Origin of the sequence: Acinetobacter calcoaceticus DSM 30006 = CIP 81.8 (genome assembly GCF_000368965.1) — a bacterium.
Lineage (GTDB): Bacteria > Pseudomonadota > Gammaproteobacteria > Pseudomonadales > Moraxellaceae > Acinetobacter > Acinetobacter calcoaceticus.
On the sequence record NZ_KB849780.1, the window covers coordinates 2,546,880 to 2,572,741 of the forward strand.

The 25,862-nt window shown below is 36.8% G+C and carries 22 protein-coding genes; 1 reads left to right on the forward strand and 21 read right to left on the reverse strand.

Features of this window, described 5'->3' with window-relative positions; translation table 11 throughout:
* Positions 1–235 precede the first annotated feature (235 nt).
* The 3 genes from lldD to lldP are packed head-to-tail and all read right to left on the reverse strand — an operon-like array spanning position 236 to position 3,823.
* On the reverse strand, positions 236–1,387 hold the full coding sequence (gene lldD, locus F936_RS16920) for an FMN-dependent L-lactate dehydrogenase LldD (protein WP_005049186.1): 1,152 nt from the start codon (positions 1,385–1,387) through the stop codon (positions 236–238).
* Positions 1,384–2,136, reverse strand: a complete 753-nt coding sequence (gene lldR / locus F936_RS16925) for a transcriptional regulator LldR (RefSeq protein WP_005049187.1) — start codon at positions 2,134–2,136, stop codon at positions 1,384–1,386. The genes lldD and lldR overlap by 4 nt, the downstream gene beginning before the upstream one ends.
* 19 nt (positions 2,137–2,155) lie before the next feature.
* A complete protein-coding gene (gene lldP / locus F936_RS16930; protein WP_171061277.1) occupies positions 2,156–3,823 on the reverse strand; it encodes an L-lactate permease in 1,668 nt (555 codons plus the stop codon).
* Between the two features lie 375 nt (positions 3,824–4,198).
* Here lldP and F936_RS16935 point away from each other — a divergent pair, with 375 nt between their 5' ends.
* Positions 4,199–5,569 (forward strand): phosphohexomutase domain-containing protein, encoded by a 1,371-nt coding sequence (locus F936_RS16935; RefSeq protein ID WP_005049191.1) that lies wholly within the window; start codon positions 4,199–4,201, stop codon positions 5,567–5,569.
* A gap of 43 nt (positions 5,570–5,612) precedes the next feature.
* On the opposite strand, the gene galE is transcribed toward F936_RS16935, so the two are convergent.
* From galE to tviB, 18 genes are all read right to left on the reverse strand, one after another.
* The gene (gene galE / locus F936_RS16940; protein ID WP_005049193.1) at positions 5,613–6,629 is read right to left on the reverse strand and encodes a UDP-glucose 4-epimerase GalE; all 1,017 of its coding nucleotides are present in this window, start codon (positions 6,627–6,629) and stop codon (positions 5,613–5,615) included.
* A complete protein-coding gene (pgi, locus tag F936_RS16945) occupies positions 6,622–8,292 on the reverse strand; it encodes a glucose-6-phosphate isomerase (protein ID WP_005049196.1) in 1,671 nt (556 codons plus the stop codon). The genes galE and pgi overlap by 8 nt, the downstream gene beginning before the upstream one ends.
* Positions 8,289–9,551, reverse strand: coding sequence for a nucleotide sugar dehydrogenase (locus tag F936_RS16950; RefSeq protein WP_005049199.1), 1,263 nt, complete (start codon positions 9,549–9,551; stop codon positions 8,289–8,291). The genes pgi and F936_RS16950 overlap by 4 nt, the downstream gene beginning before the upstream one ends.
* A gap of 117 nt (positions 9,552–9,668) precedes the next feature.
* Positions 9,669–10,544 (reverse strand): UTP--glucose-1-phosphate uridylyltransferase GalU, encoded by an 876-nt coding sequence (gene galU, locus F936_RS16955; RefSeq protein WP_005049201.1) that lies wholly within the window; start codon positions 10,542–10,544, stop codon positions 9,669–9,671.
* A gap of 11 nt (positions 10,545–10,555) precedes the next feature.
* On the reverse strand, positions 10,556–12,430 hold the full coding sequence (locus tag F936_RS16960) for a polysaccharide biosynthesis protein (RefSeq protein ID WP_005049204.1): 1,875 nt from the start codon (positions 12,428–12,430) through the stop codon (positions 10,556–10,558).
* A 141-nt stretch (positions 12,431–12,571) separates the two neighbouring features.
* Entirely contained in the window at positions 12,572–13,747 is a 1,176-nt protein-coding gene (locus F936_RS16965; protein ID WP_005049206.1) for a DegT/DnrJ/EryC1/StrS family aminotransferase, read from the reverse strand.
* A 23-nt stretch (positions 13,748–13,770) separates the two neighbouring features.
* Positions 13,771–14,421: an acetyltransferase gene (locus F936_RS16970; RefSeq protein ID WP_005049209.1), complete on the reverse strand. Its 651-nt coding sequence runs from the start codon at positions 14,419–14,421 to the stop codon at positions 13,771–13,773.
* Positions 14,418–15,029: a sugar transferase gene (locus F936_RS16975; RefSeq protein ID WP_005049212.1), complete on the reverse strand. Its 612-nt coding sequence runs from the start codon at positions 15,027–15,029 to the stop codon at positions 14,418–14,420. Before F936_RS16975 ends, F936_RS16970 begins: the two co-directional genes overlap by 4 nt.
* Entirely contained in the window at positions 15,026–16,267 is a 1,242-nt protein-coding gene (locus tag F936_RS16980) for a glycosyltransferase family 4 protein (protein WP_005049215.1), read from the reverse strand. The genes F936_RS16975 and F936_RS16980 overlap by 4 nt, the downstream gene beginning before the upstream one ends.
* Before the next feature lies 1 nt (position 16,268).
* Complete coding sequence (locus F936_RS16985) at positions 16,269–17,375, reverse strand: glycosyltransferase family 4 protein (protein ID WP_005049218.1); 1,107 nt, start codon at positions 17,373–17,375, stop codon at positions 16,269–16,271.
* A 5-nt stretch (positions 17,376–17,380) separates the two neighbouring features.
* Complete coding sequence (locus F936_RS16990; protein ID WP_005049220.1) at positions 17,381–18,607, reverse strand: O-antigen ligase family protein; 1,227 nt, start codon at positions 18,605–18,607, stop codon at positions 17,381–17,383.
* Positions 18,608–18,618: 11 nt separating this feature from the next.
* A complete protein-coding gene (locus tag F936_RS16995) occupies positions 18,619–19,929 on the reverse strand; it encodes an oligosaccharide flippase family protein (protein ID WP_005049223.1) in 1,311 nt (436 codons plus the stop codon).
* Positions 19,926–21,083, reverse strand: a complete 1,158-nt coding sequence (locus F936_RS17000; RefSeq protein ID WP_005049226.1) for a glycosyltransferase — start codon at positions 21,081–21,083, stop codon at positions 19,926–19,928. The genes F936_RS16995 and F936_RS17000 overlap by 4 nt, the downstream gene beginning before the upstream one ends.
* Positions 21,084–21,098: 15 nt before the next feature.
* Entirely contained in the window at positions 21,099–21,593 is a 495-nt protein-coding gene (locus F936_RS17005; protein WP_005049228.1) for an acyltransferase, read from the reverse strand.
* Entirely contained in the window at positions 21,590–22,678 is a 1,089-nt protein-coding gene (locus tag F936_RS17010) for a DegT/DnrJ/EryC1/StrS family aminotransferase (RefSeq protein ID WP_005049230.1), read from the reverse strand. The genes F936_RS17005 and F936_RS17010 overlap by 4 nt, the downstream gene beginning before the upstream one ends.
* Position 22,679: 1 nt before the next feature.
* Complete coding sequence (gene wbpD, locus F936_RS17015; protein WP_005049232.1) at positions 22,680–23,258, reverse strand: UDP-2-acetamido-3-amino-2,3-dideoxy-D-glucuronate N-acetyltransferase; 579 nt, start codon at positions 23,256–23,258, stop codon at positions 22,680–22,682.
* Complete coding sequence (locus F936_RS17020) at positions 23,255–24,205, reverse strand: Gfo/Idh/MocA family protein (protein WP_005049235.1); 951 nt, start codon at positions 24,203–24,205, stop codon at positions 23,255–23,257. Before F936_RS17020 ends, wbpD begins: the two co-directional genes overlap by 4 nt.
* A gap of 32 nt (positions 24,206–24,237) precedes the next feature.
* Positions 24,238–25,533, reverse strand: a complete 1,296-nt coding sequence (gene tviB / locus F936_RS17025) for a Vi polysaccharide biosynthesis UDP-N-acetylglucosamine C-6 dehydrogenase TviB (protein WP_005049237.1) — start codon at positions 25,531–25,533, stop codon at positions 24,238–24,240.
* Positions 25,534–25,862 lie beyond the last annotated feature (329 nt).

The window sequence follows — 25,862 nt, forward strand, 5'->3', positions numbered from 1 at the left end:
GTAATTTATAATTTAATTAGCTCATTCTCTAATTCGAATCAGCCCTATATTTACTATCTCGGTTGGCGGCATGGATGCCGCCTGTTGAGCAACTGTACAAGGAAGTACGGTTTGCTCAACAAAAGGTTTTTGGTTACTTTTGACCTTTCAAAAGTGACAAATGCCTATACGCAAAACATTAGCAAATCACCAAATTTTAAGGCTGTGCTTACTGCTTCACTTAAAAAGTTATTTCTTAAAAACCTTGTTTAATCGCCTGTACTAAACAATCCGCATTAATATCCGAAATCGACTTAGCACCCGTGAGCGTCATCGCAACACGCATTTCCTTATCAATCAAATCAAGCAAGTTCGACACACCTTGCCCACCTGCTGCTGCCAAGGCATACACAAATGCGCGACCCAGTAAAACCGTATCAGCACCAAGTGCCAACATACGCACCACATCTAAACCATTACGAATGCCCGAGTCAGCCAAAATAGCCAAATCACCTTTAACTGCATCAGCAATTGCAGGCAATGCACGAGCAGATGACATCACGCCATCTAACTGACGACCACCATGGTTCGACACCACAATCCCATCAGCACCAAAACGCACAGCATCTTTGGCATCTTCAGGGTCTAAAATGCCCTTAATTACCATTGGACCATCCCAAAACTCACGGATCCATTCAAGGTCTTTCCATGAAATCGATGGGTCAAAGTTCGAACCCAACCAACCGATATAATCTTCAAGTCCAGTTGGTTTACCTAAATATTTAGAGATATTACCTAAGTCGTGCGGACGACCCATTAAACCCACATTCCACGACCAGTGTGGATGGAACATGGACTGCATATAACGACGCATCGCAGCATTTGGCCCACTCATACCCGAATGTGCATCACGGTAACGTGCACCTGGCACAGGCATATCTACAGTAAACACCAGTGTTGAACAGCCTGCCGCTTTGGCACGCTCCAAAGCATTACGCATAAAACCACGGTCGCGTAATACATAAAGCTGGAACCACATTGGACGACTAATTGCAGGTGCAACTTCTTCAATCGGACAGACCGAAACCGTTGAAAGCGTAAATGGAATACCCTTTTTATCGGCTGCCATCGCGGCTTGAACTTCACCACGGCGCGCATACATGCCTGTTAAACCGACAGGAGCCAACGCAACCGGCATCGATAAAGTTTCATTAAACAGTTTTGTCTCTAAACTTAACGCTGACATGTCATTGAGCACACGTTGACGCAATGCAATTTCTGACAAATCTTGTACGTTACGCTTTAAGGTATGTTCCGAATACGCTCCACCATCAATGTAATGAAATAAAAACGGGGGTAAGCGACGCTGTGCCGCAGCACGATAATCATTGCCAGAAGAAATAATCATTTTGAATCAACTCTATTTAAACGGTTTGCACGTTTCTGACGAGCTTCGTCTTCATTCAGAGAACGCACATGATTAATCACAAATTCAATATGACCGCAGACAGCTTGGCGTGCGGCCTCGGGATCTTTACGATCGATCGCATCCATGACCTGAAAATGCTGTTCACTCAGCAAGTCACTATTTATTGGATCGTTATAAACTTTTTTACGTCCCAACAAGACGTTGTATTGCAGTAAATCAAACAGGCTACGCATCATTTGAATCAGCACCACATTGTGCGATGCTTCTGCAATCGCCAAGTGGAATTCTGCATCTGCCACCGCAGCCTGTGCTGAGTCACCCGCATTTTGGTGGCGACTAATTTCATTAAAATAATGATGAATTTTGGCACGATCTTCAGGTGTTGAACGTAAAGCGGCATACCATGCCGTACCCCCCTCGAGTAATAGCCGCGCTTCTTGTACATCAAAACGATATAACGGATCTTCTTCAATCAGGTTGCTAATCGGGTTCACAATGAGTTGCTGTGGCCACTGTTCAGGTAACTGTTGAATATAAGTCCCATCTCCACGGCGGCTAATAAGCACACCTTGACTATTGAGCTGTTGAATCGCTTCACGCAAAGAAGGACGAGAAACCCCTAAGCTAGTTGCAAGCTGGCGCTCGGCAGGCAAACGGTCACCTTTTCTCATGTGACGCTCTTCAATTAATGCCTGCAATTTCATGACCACTTGATCGGAGATTCTCATCGCTTTTCCTTCACTGGAGTTATGGAATCATCCACGGAACCAGATAAGCCTGAACCGTAATAATGATGCCAACAAAGACAGTGAATATGATGCTATGTTTTACCGTGAAACGGAACAAGTCAGATTCTTTTCCAACCAAGCCTACTGCTGCGCAAGCAATTGCAATCGACTGTGGAGAAATCATCTTACCTGTCACACCACCACTGGTATTCGCTGCTACAAGCAATACTTCCGGAATACCAATCTGCTGAGCAGTAGTTGCTTGTAATGCGGAGAACAAAGCATTCGAAGATGTATCTGAACCCGTAAGGAACACACCAAGCCAACCTAAAAATGGCGAGAAGAACGTAAAAGCATGACCCGTATGCGATAGAGCCAAAGCTAAAGTTGCAGATAAACCTGAATAGTTCGCAATAAAAGCAAAAGCCAACACCATACCAATTGAATAAATCGGTGTTTTTAACTCATTTAGTGTTTCACCAAAGGTCGTTACTGCCTCACTCGCTTTCATTTTCAAGAAAATAGCGGTGATAATTGCAGCAATAAAAATTGCAGTACCTGTAGCAGAGAACCAGTCAAACTTATAAATCGCTTCATATGGTTTCATCTCTGACACAATCGGTGGCATTTTTTCGACCAATTTATGCAAATACGGCACCTCAAGTTTAAAAATTAAATGTTCCAGTGCACCATCTTTTGCAAATAACGCTTTAAACGGCTTAACACTCCAGATGGTTACCATCACTGTTAAGATAGCAAATGGAGACCACGCCTTAGCAATTTTCCCAATGCTATAACGCTGAATTGTTGTAGGTTGCTGAGTTAGCGTTTGACCAGCTTCAGGTTCAAAACGGAAAATATGTTTTGGTTTCCAAAAACGGAACAACACAGTCAGACTGACCAATGACGCAATTGCCGCCGTAATATCCGGTAATTCAGGACCAATAAAGTTAGATGTTAGATATTGTGCAATCGCAAAAGCGCCACCGCCCACCAACACCGCAGGCCAAGTTTCCTTAACACCACGCCAGCCATCCATAATTGCCATGATCCAGAACAGCACAATCAGCGTTAAAAACGGCAACTGACGTCCAACCATCTGGCTAATTTCCATGGTATCTACACCAGAAACCTGCCCCGCCACAATAATTGGAATACCCATCGCACCAAATGCAACTGGCGCAGTATTCACAATCAAACATAAGCCAGCAGCGTAAAGTGGTTTAAAACCTAAACCAACGAGCAGTGCAGCGGTAATTGCGACAGGGGCACCAAAACCGGCAGCCCCTTCAAGGAACGTACCAAAAGCAAAGCCAACTAGTAACATTTGTAGACGCTGGTCTTCGGTAATTGACAAAATGCTTGAGCGAATCACCTCAAACTGGCCTGTTTTTACCGAAATTTTATATAGAAAGACTGCCCCAATAATAATCCATGAAATTGGCCATAGACCGTAGAAGAAACCATAAATAAGGGATGCAAAGGCCATTTGACCCGGCATTTGATAGAAAAAGAGAGCGATCAACAATGCAATAATGACTGTGCCCGTACCCGCAATACTGCCTTTTAAACGAAAAACCGCCAAGGCTAAAAAGAAGAAAATAATCGGGATTAATGCAACTGCACTGGACAGCCAAATATTATTTAAAGGGTCATAAAGTTGTTGCCACATATTGAGCATTGTCATCTCCTTGAAATGCTGGGGCGATTTTTTGTACCTTAAAATTTTAAACATTTAACACAATTGGTATGACCAATTAAAATTTACGTGCAAATGTTATTCCTTAAACCACAGAGCTCATCATAAACACGAGCATTGGCAAGTTCAAGCATTAAATAATCACTAAAATTGGTATGACCAATAGTGCCAAGTAAAATCAAGCTATTTCTAATTCATAAATTTATTTATTAGACTAAAGTCGTAAAAATACTTTCTTATAAACTTAAATATAAACTACAGAAATGAAGCGTAGAACTTGAATATAAAAACTATAAACATAACCATTAATTGATAAATGTATAATAATGCTCAAAACTCAAATCATTTGTATTGAACTGAATAATGACTACTTTAACGTGTTTTAAAGCCTATGATATCCGAGGTAAACTCGGCACCGAATTGAATGAAGAAATCGCCTACAAAATTGGCCGCGCTTACGGACAAATCTATAAACCAAAGACTGTAGTTGTAGGTTGTGATATTCGTCTAAGCAGTGAGTCTTTAAAACAAGCGACCATTCGCGGCCTAAATGATGCTGGTGTGAATGTGCTTGACTTAGGCATGACAGGAACTGAAGAAGTTTACTTCACCGCTTTTCATTTAGATGTACAAGGTGGTATTGAAGTTACCGCTAGCCACAATCCAATGGACTATAACGGTATGAAACTGGTACGAGAAAATGCTCGTCCAATTAGTGCAGATACGGGTTTAAAAGAAATTCAGGCTTTAGCAGAAACGAATCAATTTGAAGAAGTTAGTCAAAAAGGCACTACTCAAAGTTATAACATCTTGCCTGAATTTGTCGAACATTTAGCCACTTATATTGACCCAGCAAAAATTCGCCCGTTAAAGTTAGTGGTAAACGCGGGTAATGGTGCGGCTGGTCACGTTATTGATGCCATTGAAGAAAAATTCAAAGCGCTTAACGTACCAGTTGAATTTATTAAAATTCACCATGAAGCAGATGGTACTTTCCCAAATGGTATTCCCAACCCAATTTTAATTGAAAACCGTGACAGTACCCGAAATGCTGTACTTGAACATCAAGCAGATATGGGTATTGCTTGGGACGGCGACTTTGACCGCTGCTTCTTGTTTGATGAAAAGGGTCAGTTCATTGAGGGCTACTATATTGTTGGCCTATTGGCTCAAGCGTTCTTAATTAAACAACCTGGCGAAAAAATTGTTCATGACCCACGTTTAGTGTGGAACACCTTTGATATAGTCGATGAATACAACGGCATTGCCGTACAGTCAAAGTCTGGTCATGCCTTTATTAAAGATGTAATGCGTGAACACAATGCAGTATATGGCGGCGAAATGAGTGCTCATCACTACTTCCGTGACTTTGCTTACTGTGACAGCGGCATGATTCCGTGGTTACTCACGATTGCCCTACTCTCTGAAACTGGACAATCGCTTTCAACCCTCGTTGAAAATATGATTACCAAATTCCCTTGTAGTGGTGAAATCAACTTTAAAGTAGCTGATACACAGACCACTATTCAAAAGATTTTTGATTACTACGCAGAACAGCAACCGCAAATTGACCGTACTGATGGTGTAAGTTTGGACTTTGGCGCATGGCGCTTTAACGTCCGTGCTTCAAACACGGAGCCTTTGCTACGCCTCAATATTGAAAGCCGTGCAGACCGTCAAGCCCACCCTATGCAACATTATGTAGATGAGTTAACAGGATTGATTCAAGGCTAATCCATAATAAAAAAGGAGCGATTCGCTCCTTTTTTATTGATATTTAATTATATCCATTAGGATTTTGCTTCTGCCAATTCCAGCTATCAACAAGCATATCTTCCAAGCTATAGCAGGGCTTCCATCCTAGTTCTGTTTTAGCCCGAGAAGCATCGGCATAGAAACTGGCCAAGTCCCCTGCTCTACGATCCGCAAACTCTGTCACAATCTCGACATGGTTGACCTGTTCAAAAGTCTCTTTAACTTGAAGTACAGAAATCGGTTGTCCCGTCCCAATATTCCAAGCTCTACATCCTGTATTACTTAGACGATTCAGCACAGCCAATTCATGCGCTTTAGCCAAATCCACGACATGAATGAAGTCTCTTTCACAGGTACCATCTTGAGTTGGATAATCTTTACCAAAAATGGAAAGCTTATCACGGCGGCCAACGGCAACCTGAGTTACATACGGCATTAGATTATTTGGAATCCCTTGAGGGTCTTCCCCAATACGCCCGCTTTTATGCGCACCAACCGGATTAAAATAACGTAGCAGAGCGATAGACCAACGCTGATCAGCCTCTGCCAATTTCTGCAACATCTGCTCAATCACTAATTTGGTATAGCCATAATTATTATTGGGCATAGTAAGTGGCATATCTTCCTGATAAGGCGATAGATTAAACTCACCGTATACAGTCGCAGACGAGCTAAAGACCAAGCGATAAACACCTGCCTTTTCCATTGACTTAACCAGTTGAATACTGCCTGCAATATTATTATCAAAATAAATGAGCGGTTTTTCCTGGCTTTCACCAACCGCTTTTAAACCTGCGAAATGAATAACTGCATCAATTGCATAGCTCTGAAATACACTGTCTAACTCATTTGCATTGCGTATATCACCCTCTACAAAAGTTAAACTTTTTTGGGTGATCTCTTGAACTCTCGTTAATGATTCTTTTGAGCTGTTTGAAAGATTATCAAATACAATAACTTCATGATCAGCTTGTAAAAGCTCAACACATGTATGTGAACCAATATAGCCCGCACCACCAGTGACTAGAATTTTAGCCATCTACTTTTCCTAACAATATTTTAATTAATCCGCGTGTTGAGGCATCAAGTTTTGAAAAATCATTTTGAACGCCACTTAAAATTGGAAGTAATTGATCAGCAATCTGTTTACCCTTTTCAACCCCCCACTGATCAAACGGATTAATGTTCCAAATCACAGATTGAACAAAAACTTTATGTTCATATAAAGCAATTAACATTCCTAAACTGTAAGGATTAAGTTCTTTTAATAATAAGGTAGAACTCGGCTGATTACCTTCATATTGCTTATAAATTGGCAGATTTTCTAATTCAGTTGAGTCCAAGGCTTCATTACCAAAAGCCAATAAACGCGATTGCGCCAAGCAATTAGAAAGAGCAAGATGATGTTGTTCAACTAAGGCCTCAGCATTTTCTGCATAGGTAAAATGATCTGCATTATAACGTTGGATTGGTGCAATAAAGTCACAGCTTACTGCTTGTGTACCTTGGTGTAAGAGTTGGTAAAATGCATGTTGAGCATTGGGTCCAACTTCGCCCCATATAATTGGGCAGGTATCTAATTCAACCTTGTGACCATTACGCTGCACTGACTTACCATTCGACTCCATTTCAAGCTGTTGCAAGTACGCAGCAAAATATTTTAAACGCCCGTCATAGGGTAATACTGCATGGGTCTGAATATTTAAAAAATTATTATTCCAGATTCCTAATAATGCCATTAAAACCGGAATATTCTGATCAAAACTCGTATTTTGAAAATGCTCATCGACTGCGTGAGCTCCAGCTAAAAGTTGCTTGAACCCTTCAATACCAATCGTCAAAGCAATAGGTAAACCAATACAAGACCACAGTGAGTAACGACCACCTACCCAATCCCACAGCAATAATTGATTTTCAGGTGCAATCCCCCATTCAGACATTTTGTCCGCTTTTGTGGATACACCAATAAAATGGCTCTTTAATACGTAAGCATGTTTTCCTAACGTCTTTTCTAACCACTGACGCACTGTTTGAGCATTCGATAAGGTATCAATCGTGCCAAAAGACTTAGATGAAATAATAAATAAAGTTGTTTCAGGACGAAGTTGGTGGAGTAATTCTGATAACTGACTACCATCCATAGTCGACACAAAGTGAACATTTAAAGGCTTAGCCGTTTTCACCTTGAAATCAGACAACGCATGAGTCACCATTTGTGGCCCTAAATCAGAACCACCCACCCCAATATTAACAACGTCTTGAATCACTTCGCCAGTTGAGCCACGATATTGTCCTGCATGGATTTTTTCCACTAAGGCATACATACGTTGTAACTGGCTATGAACTTGTTCTGTTAAATCTGGAAACTTTGAATAGTCAACCGGTAAACGCAGTGCCCAGTGCATTGCTTCACGTTGCTCAGTACAGTTAATTTTATTTTGTGAAAAAAGGCGATTAATCCATTCGGTTAAGTTTTTAGTATTCGCAAGAGCTACTAATTGTCCCAAAATATCTTTGGTTAAGCGGTGCTTACTATAATCAAAAAATAATTGATCAAATTTAACAGAATAATTTTGAAAACGATCTGGCTCTAAAGCAAATAACTCTTTTATATGTAATTTTGAGTTTTTTTCACCTAAAGTTTGAAGATGGGCGAGAGGTGAGACTAATTCTTTTGGAAATTGCTCAATTGATTTACTCATAAGCGACCTACTCCTTCATAAGCAAAACCTTTCGCCTTTACATAAGCTGGATCATAAATATTACGCCCATCTAAAATTAAAGGATGCTTCATTAACTGTTGTAGTTGCTTAAAGTCAGGACTCCAATATTGCTTCCATGCAGTGACTAGACATAATGCATGAGCATCTTGCACCGCCTCATATTGATCAGTACATAAAATTAAATCTTCACGATGCCCATAAATTGCAGCTATTTCATCCAAAGCTTGAGGGTCATGCAGACGCACTATTACACCTTGTGCCCATAATGCAGCTAATAAAATATGAATCGGTGAGTTATGTATATTCGAAGTATTTTCTTTAAAAGAAGCCCCCCAAATCGCAACTGTTTTGCCATTTAGACTACAGTGATAATAATTCCATAACTTACGAAATAAAATTTCTTTCTGCTGCTCATTAATCGCCCAAACTTGTTCCAAAAGGCGACTTTTTGTTCCAGTTTCAGACACAGTACTCGAAAGTGTTAAAATATCATGCGAAAAATTCTCACCGCCAAATCCTACACCCGGCGATAAATATGCAGCACCAATACGTGTATCCGCAGCTATACCATGCTTTACATTCGCAATATCAATACCTAACTTTTCGGCAACCATAGCCAAGTCATTCATATAACTAATGCGGGTAGCCAACATGCCTGAAATACTAAGTTTGGTGAACTCAGCATCTAAAATTGGCATAAATAAATATTGATAACTAAATTGGAAAAAAGGACGCAATAACTCCTGCATAGTTTCACTTGCATCTCTAGATTCCACACCGATAATGACATGTTTTACATTCAATACACTATTAATAGCATTACCTTCCTGAATCACATCAGGAAAGTAAACCCACTCATCTTTTGGCAAATGCTGTTTTAATTTCTCTGTACCGTGCAAACCAAAAGTAGAACCATTAATCATTAACCGTGGATGAGTAACTGGTCTTTCACTCAACTTTTCAACCGTTTTTAATGCAAGTTCAATTTGTGTTGGGCTAAAACAGAATAAATAAACTTCAATATCTAAAGGAATCTCAGAAAAAGGGCTCTCTTTTAAGAAACCCGCTTTTCGCTGCTTATTTAAATAATTATTTACGTCTTGATCTTGATACGAAAGTACAGAAATATTTTCTTCACAGGTGACACTTGTACACCAGTAAATTTGATTACCATATTCAGCTAATAACGCTGCCATCACGCCGGCATGTAACGTTGTTCCAAATACTGCGATTTTCATTGCACACCTGATTTTTTCGTATTTTATAGATTTCTCTTCCCTTTACAGGAAGAGAATATACTGCTCAGCTACTATATTCAGTGGTTTTTACAAACACTTAAGCAGAACTACAAAACTTTATAATTTAAGTTCTTGAATCAGCTGTTTAAATTCCAATCCTAACTTAGGGTGTTCTAGACCATAATGTAATACAGCTTTTAAATATCCAAGCTTACTACCACAGTCAAAAGTTTGGCCTTGCATCCGATAGGCTTCAACAGTATCTGTTTGTTGTAACATCGCAATCGCATCCGTTAACTGAATTTCATTACCTGCTCCTTTTGGTGTATTTTCCAAAAGCTGCATAATTTTTGCAGGTAATACATAGCGACCAACCACAGAAAGATTAGAAGGTGCAGAACCTACAGCAGGCTTTTCGACAATCCCCTGCATGGCAATACTTTCACCCTCATTTGGACTGTGTGCGACATCTACAATCCCATATTGATCAACTAAGTTATCAGGCACCGCTTCCACCATAATCTGTGCAGCTTGGCTTGTTTCATAGCGAGCAATCATACGGGTTAAATCATTTTGACCTGAGCTGTCTTTCACCAACACATCTGGTAATAACACAGCAAAATCATCTTGCCCAATAATACTTTTTGCACATAAAACAGCATGCCCCAAACCCAAAGGCTGGGGCTGCCTTACACTTACCACACTTACATGAGATGGAATAATCTGAGTAATTTCTTCAAGTAAATCGAACTTTTTCTTTTGCTCTAGAGTCGTTTCCAGTTCAAAGTTTCGATCAAAATAATTTTCAATTGATGCCTTAGATGAATGAGTTACCAAAATAATTTGCTCAATTCCAGCTTCTACAGCTTCACGCACTACATATTCAATTGCAGGACGGTCAACCACTGTGACCATTTCTTTGGGAATTGACTTACTTGCTGGTAAAAAACGTGTACCTAATCCAGCTACAGGTAAAACTGCCTTTTTAATCACACATTCACTCTCTAATTAACCATAATATCTTTACTACGTTTATAACCATCAACATAGTGTTCGAGTTGACATAGCGCCCAATCAATATCTTGTTGGACAGCAGTCATATTATTAACTCGATCAAAAACTTCTTGAATCTCTGTAAGAGGATAAAACTTTTCGAAGGATCGAAGAATTCTACTGTGCTCGGTATATTCAGTATTTTCTTGGTCAATTAATAATTCTTCATAAAGTTTTTCACCTGGGCGTAATCCACTGTAGTGAATTGCGATATCCCCTTGCTCTGAGTCATGTTCACGCACAGTTAAACCACTTAAAGAAATCATTTGTCGAGCTAAATCCTGAATACGGACAGGTTCACCCATATCAAGTAAAAAGACATCTCCACCTTTACCTAGAGCACCAGCTTGAATAACTAACTGAGATGCTTCAGGAATGGTCATGAAGTAGCGTGTTACATCTGGGTGGGTCACAGTAATAGGACCACCTTTTGCAATCTGATTTTTAAATAAGGGAACTACAGAGCCTGAAGACCCTAATACATTACCAAAACGTACAATACTAATTTGAGTTTGCTTTTGAGCTTCAGCCATTGCCTGACAATAAAGCTCGGCCATGCGTTTTGATGCACCCATAACATTGGTTGGACGTACTGCTTTATCGGTCGAGATTAGAACGAATGTCTCAACACCCTTTTTCACAGCTGCATTTAAACTATTCGCTGTTCCAATCGCATTGTTCTTGAGGCCAGCAATAGGGTTACATTCTACTAAAGGTACATGTTTATAGGCAGCGGCATGATAAACAGTCTGTACGCTATATTGCTCAATAATACGCTCTAATTTTTGTTGATCCTGAACAGTACCTAAAATTGGAACAATTTCACATTGAGCGCTTAGACGTAATTCTCTATCTATGCTGTAAAGAGCAAATTCTGTAATTTCATAAATGATCAACATTTTAGGTTGATTTTTAATAATTTGTCGACATAACTCCGAGCCAATAGAACCACCGGCACCGGTTACCATCACGATTTTATTATGAATATTTTTTGCAAGAAGATGATCTACAGGTGGTACTGGGTCACGTCCCAATAAATCAACAATGTCTACTTCACGAATATCAGCAACCTTTAGTTCACCATCAACCAGCTGAGTAAGGCCTGGAAGTTCCGTAATTTTAAGATGTGCAGGTTCTAACTGTTGAATAATTTCACTTTTACGTACGCGACCTACTGAAGGTAATGCTAATAAAATTTCATCAGTTTTATATTTTTCAAAACGTTGTAAAGCTTTTTCTAGAGACAATACTTTTAAACCACCAACCATATGGTCTTGTAAAGATGGATTGTCATCAATAAAAAAAGCGGGCAAGTGGTTACCAGAACGATAAAGCACAGCTGCAATTTGCTGACCAGCATCACCTGCACCATAAATTGCTATACGCTTTCTCTCTTCCCCTGTGAGTAATGCAGCCTTTACAATAAAGCGGATAAATGCACGGCTACACCAAACCCAACTAAACATTAAGAAACCAAACATCAATGGAATTGATGTTGGAACAAAAGCTGCAGAGAATGCATTTAGGCTATATAAAACAACTACCATCAGTGCAACAGCAATCGCTAATTTTGCAATAAAGGCTTCGTTAAAAGTACGGACAATAAAGCGATACACCCCTGTTATCATTAAACTTAAAATAGCAACGATAGTAACGATTGCTACTCCATAGTTAATGCCTGGGATAACTTCAGCACCTAAGTCAAATAAACGAAGGGCGTAACAAAACCACAAAATAACAGGAAACGCAAAAAGGTCTACAAGAACCAAAAAACATTGTTTGGCGAGTCTTGGCGCAGACGCAAACTGATAAATAATCTTTTTCACAATACTCTTCTAATCGTTCTAGTAACCGTGCGATATTTATACTCATTTCTCATATAACTAGAAATAAAATTTACGCAGCGGTTACATAACTTTAAATCAGATCATAATTCAAAAGAAAGCTATGTGAATAGCTTCACATTTTTATGATTGTATAGCTCTACTAACGGCATTAATTGCAAGAATTGTTTTTTCTATACTGTCTGGACTCAAAGTCGGATGTACCAAAAACATTAAGCTTGTTTCACCTAGTTGCTGCGCATTTTCCAAACGTTTTTCTGGAAGCCATGGGGTACCATCAAATGCATGCTCTAAATAAACTTCTGAACAAGAGCCACTGAAGCAAGGTACGCCTTGCGCATTAATTTCTTGCATTATACGATCACGTGACCAGCCATCTGGTAATGCCTCTAAATTTACTTGCACATAACATTTATAATGCGCATGAACATAATCATCTGAAGCGATATGAACGTTAAAGTAAGGAGAGTTTTCAAACGCTTTTAAAATCTTTTCTGCATTTTCAGTACGCTTTTGTGTCCATTCAGTCATACGTGTTAACTGAATTCGACCAATAACTGCTTGCATTTCCATCATGCGCCAGTTAGTACCAAATGAGTCATGCAACCAGCGGAAACCTGGTGGATGTTGTTTATTATAAATACTGTCGTAGCTTTTACCATGGTCTTTATATGACCACATTTTTTTCCAAAGCGCCTCATCATTTGTGGTGACCATACCACCTTCACCACCAGTTGTCATAATTTTATCTTGGCAAAAAGACCAAGCAGAAATATGACCGATTGACCCTGCAGCTTTACCCTTATATTTTGAACCATGAGCCTGTGCGCAATCTTCAATCACATAGATGCCGCGCTCGGCAGCAAGTTGCATAATCGGATCCATATCGCACATCCAACCAGCCAAATGCACACAAATAATCGCTTTAGTATTTGGTGTAATTACGGCTTCAATCGTACGTCGTGAAATATTCTGAGAATCTAGCTCTACATCTGCGAAAACAGGATTAGCGCCTGCTGTTACAATAGAGCTTGCTGAAGCGAGAAAAGTTCGAGAAGTTACGATAACATCGTCACCTGCACCAATGTCTAAAGCTTTTAATGCAACATCCAGCGCAACGGTCCCATTTGCTAAAGCTACCGCATATTTTGTACCAGAAAACTCGGCAAATTCTTTTTCAAAAATTCTACATTCTTGGCCAGTCCAATAATTTACTTTATTTGATAGTAATACATTTTTGACTGCGTCAGCTTCTTCTGTAGTAAAACTTGGCCATGGTTCAAATGCAGTGTTTAACATTCTGATTTCCTAATAAAAAATTTTTACTTTCTTTCTAAAATTCTTGCAGGGTTGCCTACAACTGTTACACCCGCAGGTACACTTTTAGTTACTACAGCGCCCATACCAACAACAGCACCTTTACCAATTACTAAAGGTTTTTCTGGTGTGCCTTGTTTTATTACAGCTCCTGTACCAATGTAGGCATGATCTTCAATATGAATGTTACCATTACATTTAGCGCCAGGTGCGAATGTAACATAATCTCCAATTACACAGTCATGAGCCACATAACTATAAATATTAGCGTGAAAAAACTTTCCAATTTTTATATTAGAAGTTAAGCAAGTAAATGGGCAAAGTAAGCTTCCTTCCCCTATCTCAACTTCATCAAGAATAACTGTGTTTGTCGCCTGAACCGCTAAATGCTGTATACCATCTTTTTCTAAAAGGCTAACTAACTTCTCACGAACAACACTATTTGCTATGGCAATTGTTACGGCTTTATGGTCAGTTGGTTTACTAATAAAGTCGATATAGGATATTACTGGGTATCCATTTAAAGTCGCTCCAGCTTGACCATCGTCAATAAAAGCGAATTGTTCTTTACTTAATGTTGGGAACTGCTGACGCACTAAAGGCATAACTTCCTTACCAAAACCACTAGCGCCATAAACACCAATAATCATTGTCATTTTTTCTCTATTTCCTTCTCTTCTGAACCTGTGAATTTACTCATCGTTGCTTCACCTGCCTCATTAATATCATCTTTAGCGATTACTTTTTTAACGGTTTGTAGCATTATTTTAAAGTCCAACCAAAGCGACCTATTTTCAACATACCATGTATCAAGCTTAAACTTTTCTTCCCAGCCTATTGCATTACGACCATTCACCTGAGCATGACCAGTCATTCCTGGACGTACTTCATGCCGCTTTGCTTGTTCTTTATTGTAAAGCGGTAAGTACTCCATCAATAAAGGTCGTGGACCAACAATACTCATATCACCTTTTATTACATTCCAAAGCTCCGGCATTTCATCAAGGCTTGTAGAACGTAACATTTTACCAAAGGAGGTTAAGCGTTCACTATCTGGTAAAGGATTACCCTGAATATCTATTGCATCTTTCATCGTTCGAAATTTAATCATTTCAAATGGTTTACCATTTAGGCCTGGACGAACTTGGCGGAACAATACTGGCGAGCCTAAGTTTTTTTTCACCTTATATGCAACATATAAATACAATGGTGAGAGTAGAATCAAAGCAATAGATGCTATAATGATATCCAGTAATCGTTTCATAAGTTATCCTTAAAAACAATATTTTCGAGTTTTTCTGCAATCATGCCATATTCAAGGTTTTGCAATACAAACTGTTTACCATTGGCACCTAACTTTTGCCGCTGCTCTGCGGTAAGCAAATATAATTGTTCTACCGCTCTTACAATTGCCTGAGGATCTTCTGCTTCAATCGTAATTCCCGCTTGTGCTTGCTGAACAATATCACCCTTACCAGAAAAGGCATGGATAATTGGTTTGCCTGCGTATAGATATTCGGGTAATTTATTAGGTGCTATACCAAAACGGTAAAGTGAATTTTTCTGCCAACCTATATAACAAACATCAAATTGCTCAAGCATTGACTGAATTTGCTTCTTTGGAATCGCATCAATAAAAGTAATATTCTGTAAGCCCAAAGTATTAACTTTTTGTATTAAACTATCTTTTTCCTTTCCTGAACCCACAAGAACAAAATGTAAATGTGGATTATTTGATAGCATCTGTGCTGCTTCAATAAGATCATCTATAGCATTAGCTACACCAATTGTTCCTGTGTAACCAATGATAAATTTATTTTGAGGTAATTGAGTAAACGTTTCTGTACTTAGAGGTTGTTTTTGAGAAACTTCCTCTAAAGGCACCCCATTAGGGATCCAATGAAACTTACTACTGTCTAAACCTCGACTTTGCATATGTTCAACAGCATTATATAAATTTGAAAATACGTAATCAGCTTTTCTATAGGCCCTGTCTTCAATCCATTGCATAAATTTTATGAATGGATGGCCTGGAGAATGGCCTCCTAACTCCATTAATGTTAGAGGCCAAATATCCCGCACTTCAAAGATAAAAGGAGTGTTAAATTTATTAGCTAAATATTTAGCACCCAAATACCCAATAAGCGATGGTGATGAGTATAAAATTACATCTGGTTTTGCTGGAATTACATCTGCCATATTGCGTAACAGCCAAGAAAACTTAAACCAGTTTAATACACGCTGTTTGCTATGAGCTTCCTGATACTCAGGTAAATTGACCCATACAAATGAGAAATTAGGAATAATTTCCTCAACGAGATATTTTTCCTCAAATTTCTTGGGATTACGAAGCAAATGACTATAACGCCCGGCAATCACATAAACTTGATGACCCTTTTTAGCTAACTCTTGCGCCAAATAGTAATGTCGACCACCCATTGCTGTTTCAGGGGTTGAACTATATTGGTTAATAAACCAAAATGTTTTTTTATTTTCCATCATTTCAAATATCCAAAATACTTGAATAGAAATTCAAAAGTTTATTTTCTTCAATGCTCCAATTATATTTTTCTAAAACTGCAGCTCGTCCCTGTTCTCCCATGACTCTAGCCTTATCAGGATTATTTATAAAATAATCTATAGCCTTAGCAATTTCATGAGGTTTTAAAGGATCAACACAAACCCCACACTGCGCGTCATTTACAATAGAGCGCCATAAAGGAAATTCTGAAGCAATTACTGGTATTCCTGCACACATATATTCAAACATTTTTACAGGCAATGAATCTAAATAGCTTCGTGTTGGATGTAAAACAACTAAGCCCGCAACAGATGAAGCTAGGGTATTTTTTATTTCATTTCGACCCACATAGCCTAGAAAGTCAACTTTTTCCCATCCTTCCATTTCCATTACAGATTGCTCTAAGTTTTTATCTGAAAAATCCCCAGCAAGTACCAGTTTTGCTTCACTTTGTGTTGAATTAATTGCCTGAACCATCTCAACAATCCCACGCACATCTGCTAAGCCACCGATATAACAAACTTGATTTCCTTTTAAAGTATCTGTAGGTATCGAGCTAAACTCTTCTAATTTAGGGTAATTATTGATATCAATTGTATTTTTATTAATTTTAAGAAATTTATCCCGAATAAAAGGTGTAGCTGCCACAACACCATCTAATTTCGCACAAGCATATTTTTCATAAGCTTTAACTAAAAAAGCGATGATCTTTTTAGATATAGGATTCAAATAATGTTTCGACATAATCTGATTAGGTAAATCTTCATGTGCATCAAAAAAAACTTTTTTCCCCATTTTTTTTAGTTTTAAACCTATTGGAATAAGTTCTGGATCATGGAGATGATAGATCTCTGCATCTAAACTAAGTGCTTTTTCAAATATAGCTTTAGGTGCATTAAGCATGCGATTTTTACGCCCGGTGAACTTACCCACATCTAGAATTTTGACCTGATTATTTACTTCATTACCTTTTCCATCAGCCACCACTAAATAAGTATCATATCTTTTTGCCAGTGAGCAGCATTGTTTTACAAAAATTCGCGTATCATAACGAGGATGAGCTGAAGTTAAATGCACAATATGTGACATATTATTTACCTAATATTTTTAACTGGTCGAGAAAATAAATATGCTATCGATAAAAGGAAGAAGAAAGAAAGTGGTTTAAATGGGTTGTCTAATTCAACCTCAAAAAACTGATGGATTAAGATAGCGACAACACAAGAAGAAAATATTAAAATAGTCTTATCGCTTCTATAAAAAACAATTCTTTCCACTAATTTTTTCAAGAAAAATAAAACAACTAAAATAAAGCTAGAAACACCTAATATACCTAATGACACTAAGAAAAATAGATATAGATTATGGGTACTATAAACATGCCCACCGCTAATAAATTGGTAATTACCTAAACCAACCCCAAAAAACAAGTTCTGATTAAACTTATCTAAAGCATCAGCCCAAATAACATCTCTGTATGATAATCCCGCAGAATCTAATTTGGCAACGAACATCTCACCATATTGAGAAATGAAGATCAAAGCCAAAATTAGTAAAGCAAATAAAGCTAAAATAGATACTTTCAAGTAAATCTTCACATTAGAAAAGATATAAAAAAATATACTACCAATTAGAACAGAAAATATAGCCGCTCTAGCCAATGTTAAAAACAATAAAATCAAAATAAAAAATAACATTAAAGCACTTAGAATTTTCAATATTTTTTTATTACAACTAATAAAAAAATTAAGGAATGAAAAAAAACCAATCAATAATATAGAGGCAAAAGAATTTTGATTTAAATATATTCCATTTATTGCTAAGAGACGATCTCTAGAATAAACATCAGCATAATAATCTAAAGTATTTGCATCAGAACCATAAAATTCAAACTCAACAATTCCTAAACTAGATAATGCAGAAAAAATAGAAATTACTCCAATAGATAGTACTATTGGCGACAATATTTTTTCTATACTAAATCTAGAAACAATATAATTTAATATAAAAAAAATAATTGGATAAAAAATTATTATTAATATAAACCTAACAAGGTTCGGACTATTATTAATATTGAAAAATTGACTAAGAAAAATTGGAAAAATAAACAACAAAGTTAATACTAAATCTTTGTAGTTTAAAAAATTATTTCTAATTAATGCTAAGAACAGCAAAATAGTTAATAATATATTTAACCCAACAAAACCATAATATATCGAAGTAGGAATAACATCAACTGTAGAAAAAAAGATACAAAAAACCAAAGAAAAATATAACTTGTATATAAAATGATTTAAATTGAAATTTTCTATATTAATCATACACTATATACTCAAAAGACAACAGGAATTAGAGAGCAGCATAAACTTAAAAAAGAAACTATATAAGTTTTACTTAAATTACAATTAACCCAAATATAATTTGAAAAAATAGTTCGCATAATAAAAAAAACATAAAATGATATTGCCCCTGCAACAGATGCGCCAACTGCACCAAACTTAGGAATTAGAAAAAAACTTAAGCTTATATGGACAACTATAGCCGAAATACAACTCCATAGAGTATATTTTGTTTTTTTCATCAAGTTTATACCTATACCTGTAACTTCAGACAATGTATATAATAACGGTGCTATTGCACAAAGAGGAACAATTAAATGTATATCAGCATAATTTGAAGGTAAAATTTTAACAATAATTTTTGAAGCAAAAACTAAAAAAATTATTACCATTAATATACAAATTGAGATCTTATATGAAACTGCTCTAACTTTATCAGGAATAGAATTATCATAAATATTTGAATCATTAACCCACTTATAAACAAGAGGTGACCAAATTGTATTAAATACACCAGAAAATATCGCAACCCCACTTGCAATACTAATTGCCATGGCATATAAACCTAGCTGTTTAAGATCAGAGAAAATTTTCAAATAGAATCTATCTGCTAATTTCAATCCCCAAATTACAGCCCCAGTTAAAATTAATGGCAAACCAAAACTATAGTATTTTTTAATACTATAAATATCAATTTTACTTTTCATCGATTTTTTAAAATTATTTCGATTTATCCATAAAAAATAAATAAAAACAATAAAAACAGATAAAAATTGCGACCAAAGTATATTTTCAAACTTCGCTGGACCCATTTTAAAAAAAACAATTATCAACAATAAAAATATAATTTTAGGTAATAACTGACTTAATGAGAATAGCAAGGCTTGTTCTTGTACCCGTTGTATAGCGCCTAGCATTTTTATTGAGAGACTAAAAAAACAGGTTAGAATAGTTAATATGTAAAGCTGAATAGAATATTCATCATATAAAAATAATATTATCTCCTCACGAAAAAAAACGAATGTAAATAATATAAAAATTAAAGAGGGTAGCAATGCTCCTAAATAAATATTTTTAAGAAGAGACTCCTTTATATCTGAATCATAATATTCACGTATAAATGCTTGATCCAATCCTAAACATAAAACCAATGAATACAAAATAACAACAGATTGAAATATAGAAAATTTAGCTACATCAGCAACATTATAAAGCCATGCTATCAAAGGGATTGTGATTAAAGAAATAAGTGCTGCGCCTAATGGACCAACACTATAACGCATAATCTTTTGCTTAATATTCATACAACAAATTTCTGATAAATATATTTTAACTTCATGGTAACTGCTTCCTCACTATATTGCTCATAACAGCTTCTTCTGATTTTATTTTTATCATATTTACTACTTAACATAGTTACCATAGCTTCAGCTAATTCAGCTATATTATTCTTTTCGACCAATAAACCATTTTCTTCCTCCAGAATATCCTCTGGTCCTCCACATTTAGTAGATATAACGGGAAGCCCACTGGCTAAGCTCTCAATAATAACAACTCCGAAGGTCTCAAAATTACTTGATAGTATAAAGCAATCACTTTTATTCATTGCCTCCGCAATAAAATATCTATCTTTTAAACCTAAAAAATTTATATTAGTGAGCATATTGTCTTTAACATACTTTTCTAATGCGCTTTTTTCTTCACCCTCACCAATTAAATCCAATTCAATATTGATGAATCCTTGCTGAATCAATTTATGATATGCTTTAACGATATTAATTTGTCTTTTATTTTCATTCATAAAAGCAACATTAAGAAATTTGAATCTATTATTATTTGACTTTTTTTCTTCTAAACTTTTTTCAAAAAAAATTGGATTAACAATATTAGGTATAATGTCCCACTTACCACTAGTCTCAAATTTACTCATAAAGAATTTTGCCATTTGACTTGAAACAGCAATATTACATGAGCTATTATTTAAGATCTCTTTAGTTACTTGTAATTGATAGGGTGTATATAAATCTCTTATATAACCACTACTATGCTCTGTAACAATATAATTAATCTGATATTTAGTTTTTATGTATTGTGCAATTTCTCCCATATATAAACAAGAATGCACATGTATAATATCTGGTTTACCATATTTTTCTATATATTTTTCAACTCCTTGTTTACCAAATATTGTATTCAAAGTATTTATTAAAAAGGGTACTTTGGGAAACCACAACATAGTTTTGAACCTAATAGTATTAATCCCACTATCATCTTCATAAAAAAAACCATGTTTATAGCTAAAAATTGTTTTCCAATTTTTTAGTGATCTAAATTCATTCGTAACTACTCCTACTTGGTTTCCTGCTTTCAATAGAGCTAAAGCCTGATCTCTAAAAAAACATCCTCTAATATCTTCTTGATACGCAGGATACCATGAGGGAAGAATCAAAATATGCAAAAAAATTCTCCAATATTACTTTACAATAGAAATAATCTTTGCAGGTATACCGGCTATTATTAGGTTACTGTCAAATGATTTTGTAACAACTGAATTAGCACCAACAATTATATTATCTCCTAATATTACTCCTTCGCGAATAAAAACATTATCACCAATCCAACAATTATTTCCTATTTTGATATCTTTTTCGACATGATTAATACCCCCTAGACTATTATTGGTAGGCTTTTCCTTTGAATGAGTAATAGCTTTTATTGATACGTTATATCCAATGGCACAACCATCTCCGATAATAATCTTCGAATTATGTCCACTTGATAAGTGCGCTCCATTCAAATATGTTTTTTCACCAATGAATAAATTATTTACAGGTAAATTTAAAATACACTTAGTCCCGATACTAGCACTAGAGGCAATACCTTTAAATTTTGATACATTGTATAAATGTGTTTTCTTAACAGCCCAATTGACAATCTTTGTAATTAACCGCGCAAAAAGTATACTCATATTATACCTTCTATTTTTTGCACGATAATTTTTTGTGATCCTTGTTCTAAATATGGATGCATTGGTAAGCTCACTACTCTTTCAGCAATCGCATCACCTACAGGCAACTTCACACTTACATCGGCCACAGCAGGTTGTTTATTCAAAGGGATTGGGTAATGCACAGCTGTTGGAATACCTTGAGCTTTTAATTTCTCTTGTATTTCTGCACGGTTCTCAACCTGAATCGTATATTGTGCCCAGGCACTGGTATTATGCGATTCTAGATATGGTGTTGTATGAATACCTGCCTGATTAAATAACTGATTATAAACTTCAGCTACTTTTTGACGTGCTTGCATTTCATCATCCAAAATTTCTAATTTTGGTAATAAAATAGCTGCTTGCAAGGTATCTAAACGACTATTCACACCCACACGGATATGATGATAACGCTTATCTTGACCATGACGCGCAATTTGACGGATTACTTTAGCCAACTCATCATCACTGGTAAAAATAGCTCCACCATCACCATAACAACCTAATGGCTTACTAGGGAAAAAGCTGGTACAAGCAACGGTACTTAAGTTACAGCTTTTACGACCTTTATAAGTTGCTCCGAAACTTTGCGCAGCGTCCTCAATAACAGGAATACCATACTTTGCAGCAATTGCATTAATAGCATCAAAGTCGGCACATTGACCATATAAACTCACAGGAATAATGGCTTTGGTCCGAGGGGTAATTGCTGCTTCTAATTTTTCAACGTCTAAATTATAAGTCTTCGGATTTACATCCACATAGACTGGCTTTGCGCCCAATAAAGCCACTGTTTCCGCTGTCGCAATATAAGTAAAGCCTGGTGTAATGACTTCATCACCTGGTCCAATACCAAATGCCATTTGTGCAATTTGTAAGGCATCTGTCCCATTGGCACAAGTAATGCAGTGTTTAGCACCTACATAGGCAGCAAGTTTTTCTTCCAACTCAATTACTTCTGGGCCTAAAATGTACTGACCATGTGTCAATACATTTTGAATGCCAGCATCAATTTTATCTTTAATTCGATGTTGCTGTGTTTTTAAATCAATAAAGTCAATCATATTAACCCTGCTTTGTCAGTGTCGTTCCATCTAGTTTATAAACTGCTTCTGTATGTGAACAGGTTACTTGGGCTTGCCCTTGCAAAGGAAGATCAAGCTGCTCACCAAACTCACTCATCCAGCCAATTTGTTTCGCGGGCACCCCGACCATTAGTGCATAAGCAGGTACATCTTTATTCACTACAGCACCAGCACCAACAAAAGCATATGCTCCAATGGTGACACCACAGACAATCGTACAATTTGCCCCTAATGTGGCTCCCTTTTTCACCAGCGTGTCACGATATTGATCTTTACGCTCAATTAAAGAACGAGGGTTATACACATTGGTAAAGACCATGCTTGGGCCACAAAATACACCCTCTTCCAAAAATACATTATCGTAAACCGATACATTATTTTGGACTTTACAATGGTCACCAATCACAACGCGGTTACCAACAAAGACGTTTTGACCTAAAGACACGCCTTTACCAATTTTGGCACCACCACAGACATGAACGAAATGCCAAACACGTGAGTCTTCACCAATTTGTGCGCCATCATCGACTATGGCAGTTTCATGTTGATAAAAGCTCATGCTTTTTTCACCTTTGCCAATAATGGATGTGGATTTTCTGGGTTTTCAACAATTGGAGAAACACGGATCACTTCAACTGTTTCAATTGCTGCACGGTTCTCTTCAACACCATAACCTTTACCTTCTAATACACGTTGATAGCTTTGTGTATGTAAATCGGTAAAGCCACCTGAAAACTCAAGCTCTTCATTTTCAATGGTAATACTACGATAGGTTAACTTTTCACCTTGCACAGCATTTTCTGGCAAGTTATTCGCGTCAATTGACAAGAACCAACGCACGCGCGCACGTTCGTATTCCAAATAACCAGAAGCCGTTTTCTCATCACGGAAATGCACTTCATTTTTAACGATTTTGCCGAAAATAAAATGCAACATGTCGTAAAAATGCACACCGATATTGGTTGCTACACCACCTGATTTATTGTCTACCCCTTTCCATGATTTTAGATACCATTTACCACGAGAAGTTAAATAAGTAAGGTCAACATCAAATACTTTATCAGCCGGCGCAGCTTGAACCTTGTCACGCAGTGCGATAATAGATGGGTGCAAACGTAATTGTAAAATTGAGTTTACCTTGCCACCATATTGCTTTTCATATTCAGAAAGCATATTTAAGTCTTCTGAGTTCAGCACCAGCGGTTTTTCACAAATGACTTCAATGCCATTTTTCAAAGCATATTTCATATGTGGTGCATGTAGATAGTTGGGTGAGCAAATCGCTACATAATCCAGCTTTTCACCTTTTAGCTTTTGGTCTTCTACATAGGCTTCAAATTCTTCAAACTCAGTAAAGAATTCCGCTTCAGGGAAATGACTATCCATAATTCCCACAGAGTCATTTACATCCATAGCAACTGCTAAAGTATTACCTGTTTCTTTAATAGCTTTAAGGTGGCGTGGTGCGATATATCCAGCTGCACCAATAAGAGCAAATTTTTTCATGATCAAAACTTCAATTTAATAATAAGATAAAATTAGAGACGGAATACAGTAAAGCCTGCAGCTGACATTTCAGTGCGATCAAAAAGGCTCTTAACATCAGCTAACACAGGCTTTTCACCCTTCATATAACTGCGCAATTCACTTGCTGAAAGTGAACGGAATTCATTGTGACCTACCGCAATAATGACACTATCCACAGGGTTTTGAGCGTCAACTTTCCCAAGCTCAATACCATATTCATGTCTAACTTCATCTGCATCTGCCCATGGGTCTGCCACTACAACTTGCGCACCCCAGAACTCTAACTCTTTAATAAGATCTGCTACTTTACTATTACGAATATCAGGACAGTTTTCTTTAAAAGTCACTCCGAGTACACCAACTTTTGCACGAGGGACATCAATACCGTTTTGAAGCATCAGTTTAATCGTGTTACGAGCAACATAACGGGCCATATTGTCGTTGATACGACGACCAGCAAGAATCACTTGTGGATGATAGCCAACTTCTTCTGCTTTATGAGTCAAATAGTAAGGATCAACACCGATACAATGCCCACCGACTAAACCTGGACGGAACGGTAAGAAGTTCCATTTACTACCAGCTGCTTCTAAAACATCTAGAGTGTCGATACCAATACGATCAAAAATAACAGAAAGCTCATTTACTAAAGCAATATTTAAATCACGTTGCGTGTTTTCAATAACTTTGGCAGCCTCTGCAACTTTAATACTAGTTGCTTTGTGAGTACCAGCAGTAATAATGCTTGCGTATACGGCATCTACAGTATTTGCAACTTCGGGAGTGCTACCACTCGTAATCTTTTTAATTTTAGTCAATGTATTAACTTTATCGCCAGGGTTAATACGTTCAGGACTATAACCAGCAAAAAAATCTTCGTTAAATTTTAGCCCAGAGACTTTTTCTAAGATAGGAATACAAACTTCTTCTGTAGCACCTGGATATACTGTAGATTCATATACAACAATATCGCCTTTCTTTAAAGCTTGCCCTACAGTTTCACTCGCTTTTCTTAAAGGGGTTAAATCTGGTCGGTTAACCTGATCAACAGGTGTTGGAACAGTTACAATAAAAAAATTACTTTGTTCTAAGTCATCTAAATTTGCACTAAAACTTAAGTGTTGTGATTGTTGCAGCTCTTCAGGTGTAACTTCTAGAGTATGGTCTTGACCACTTTTTAATTCATCAATACGTTTTTGATTAATATCAAATCCAATTACCGGCCCTTTTTTCCCAAACTCAACCGCCAATGGCAAGCCTACATAACCTAAACCTATAATCGCTATTCTTAAATCGGCAAGTTGCATAAAAGTTAGCCTTATTCCTTACAAATTGTATATATTAAATAATGATACATATGACCAAATATCGTCGTGCGTAACTATATCAGTTTTTTTTTATTAACCGTAATTCAATTGTATAAAAGTGTTTACAGATCTTAGCTTCTTTTTAGATAACCTAATTTATCTTTACATCAAATTTCTATTTCCAGAGAGGTTAACTAATGATGTGGTAAAGTGTACTGATATAAATTAAACATACAAAGCTCTACGTTTTTTTCTATGTTTTTTATTTTTTTTTCAGCTAGAATCAGACCATCTCTGTCTAACCTAAGCATTTAATGCTATACGATTAA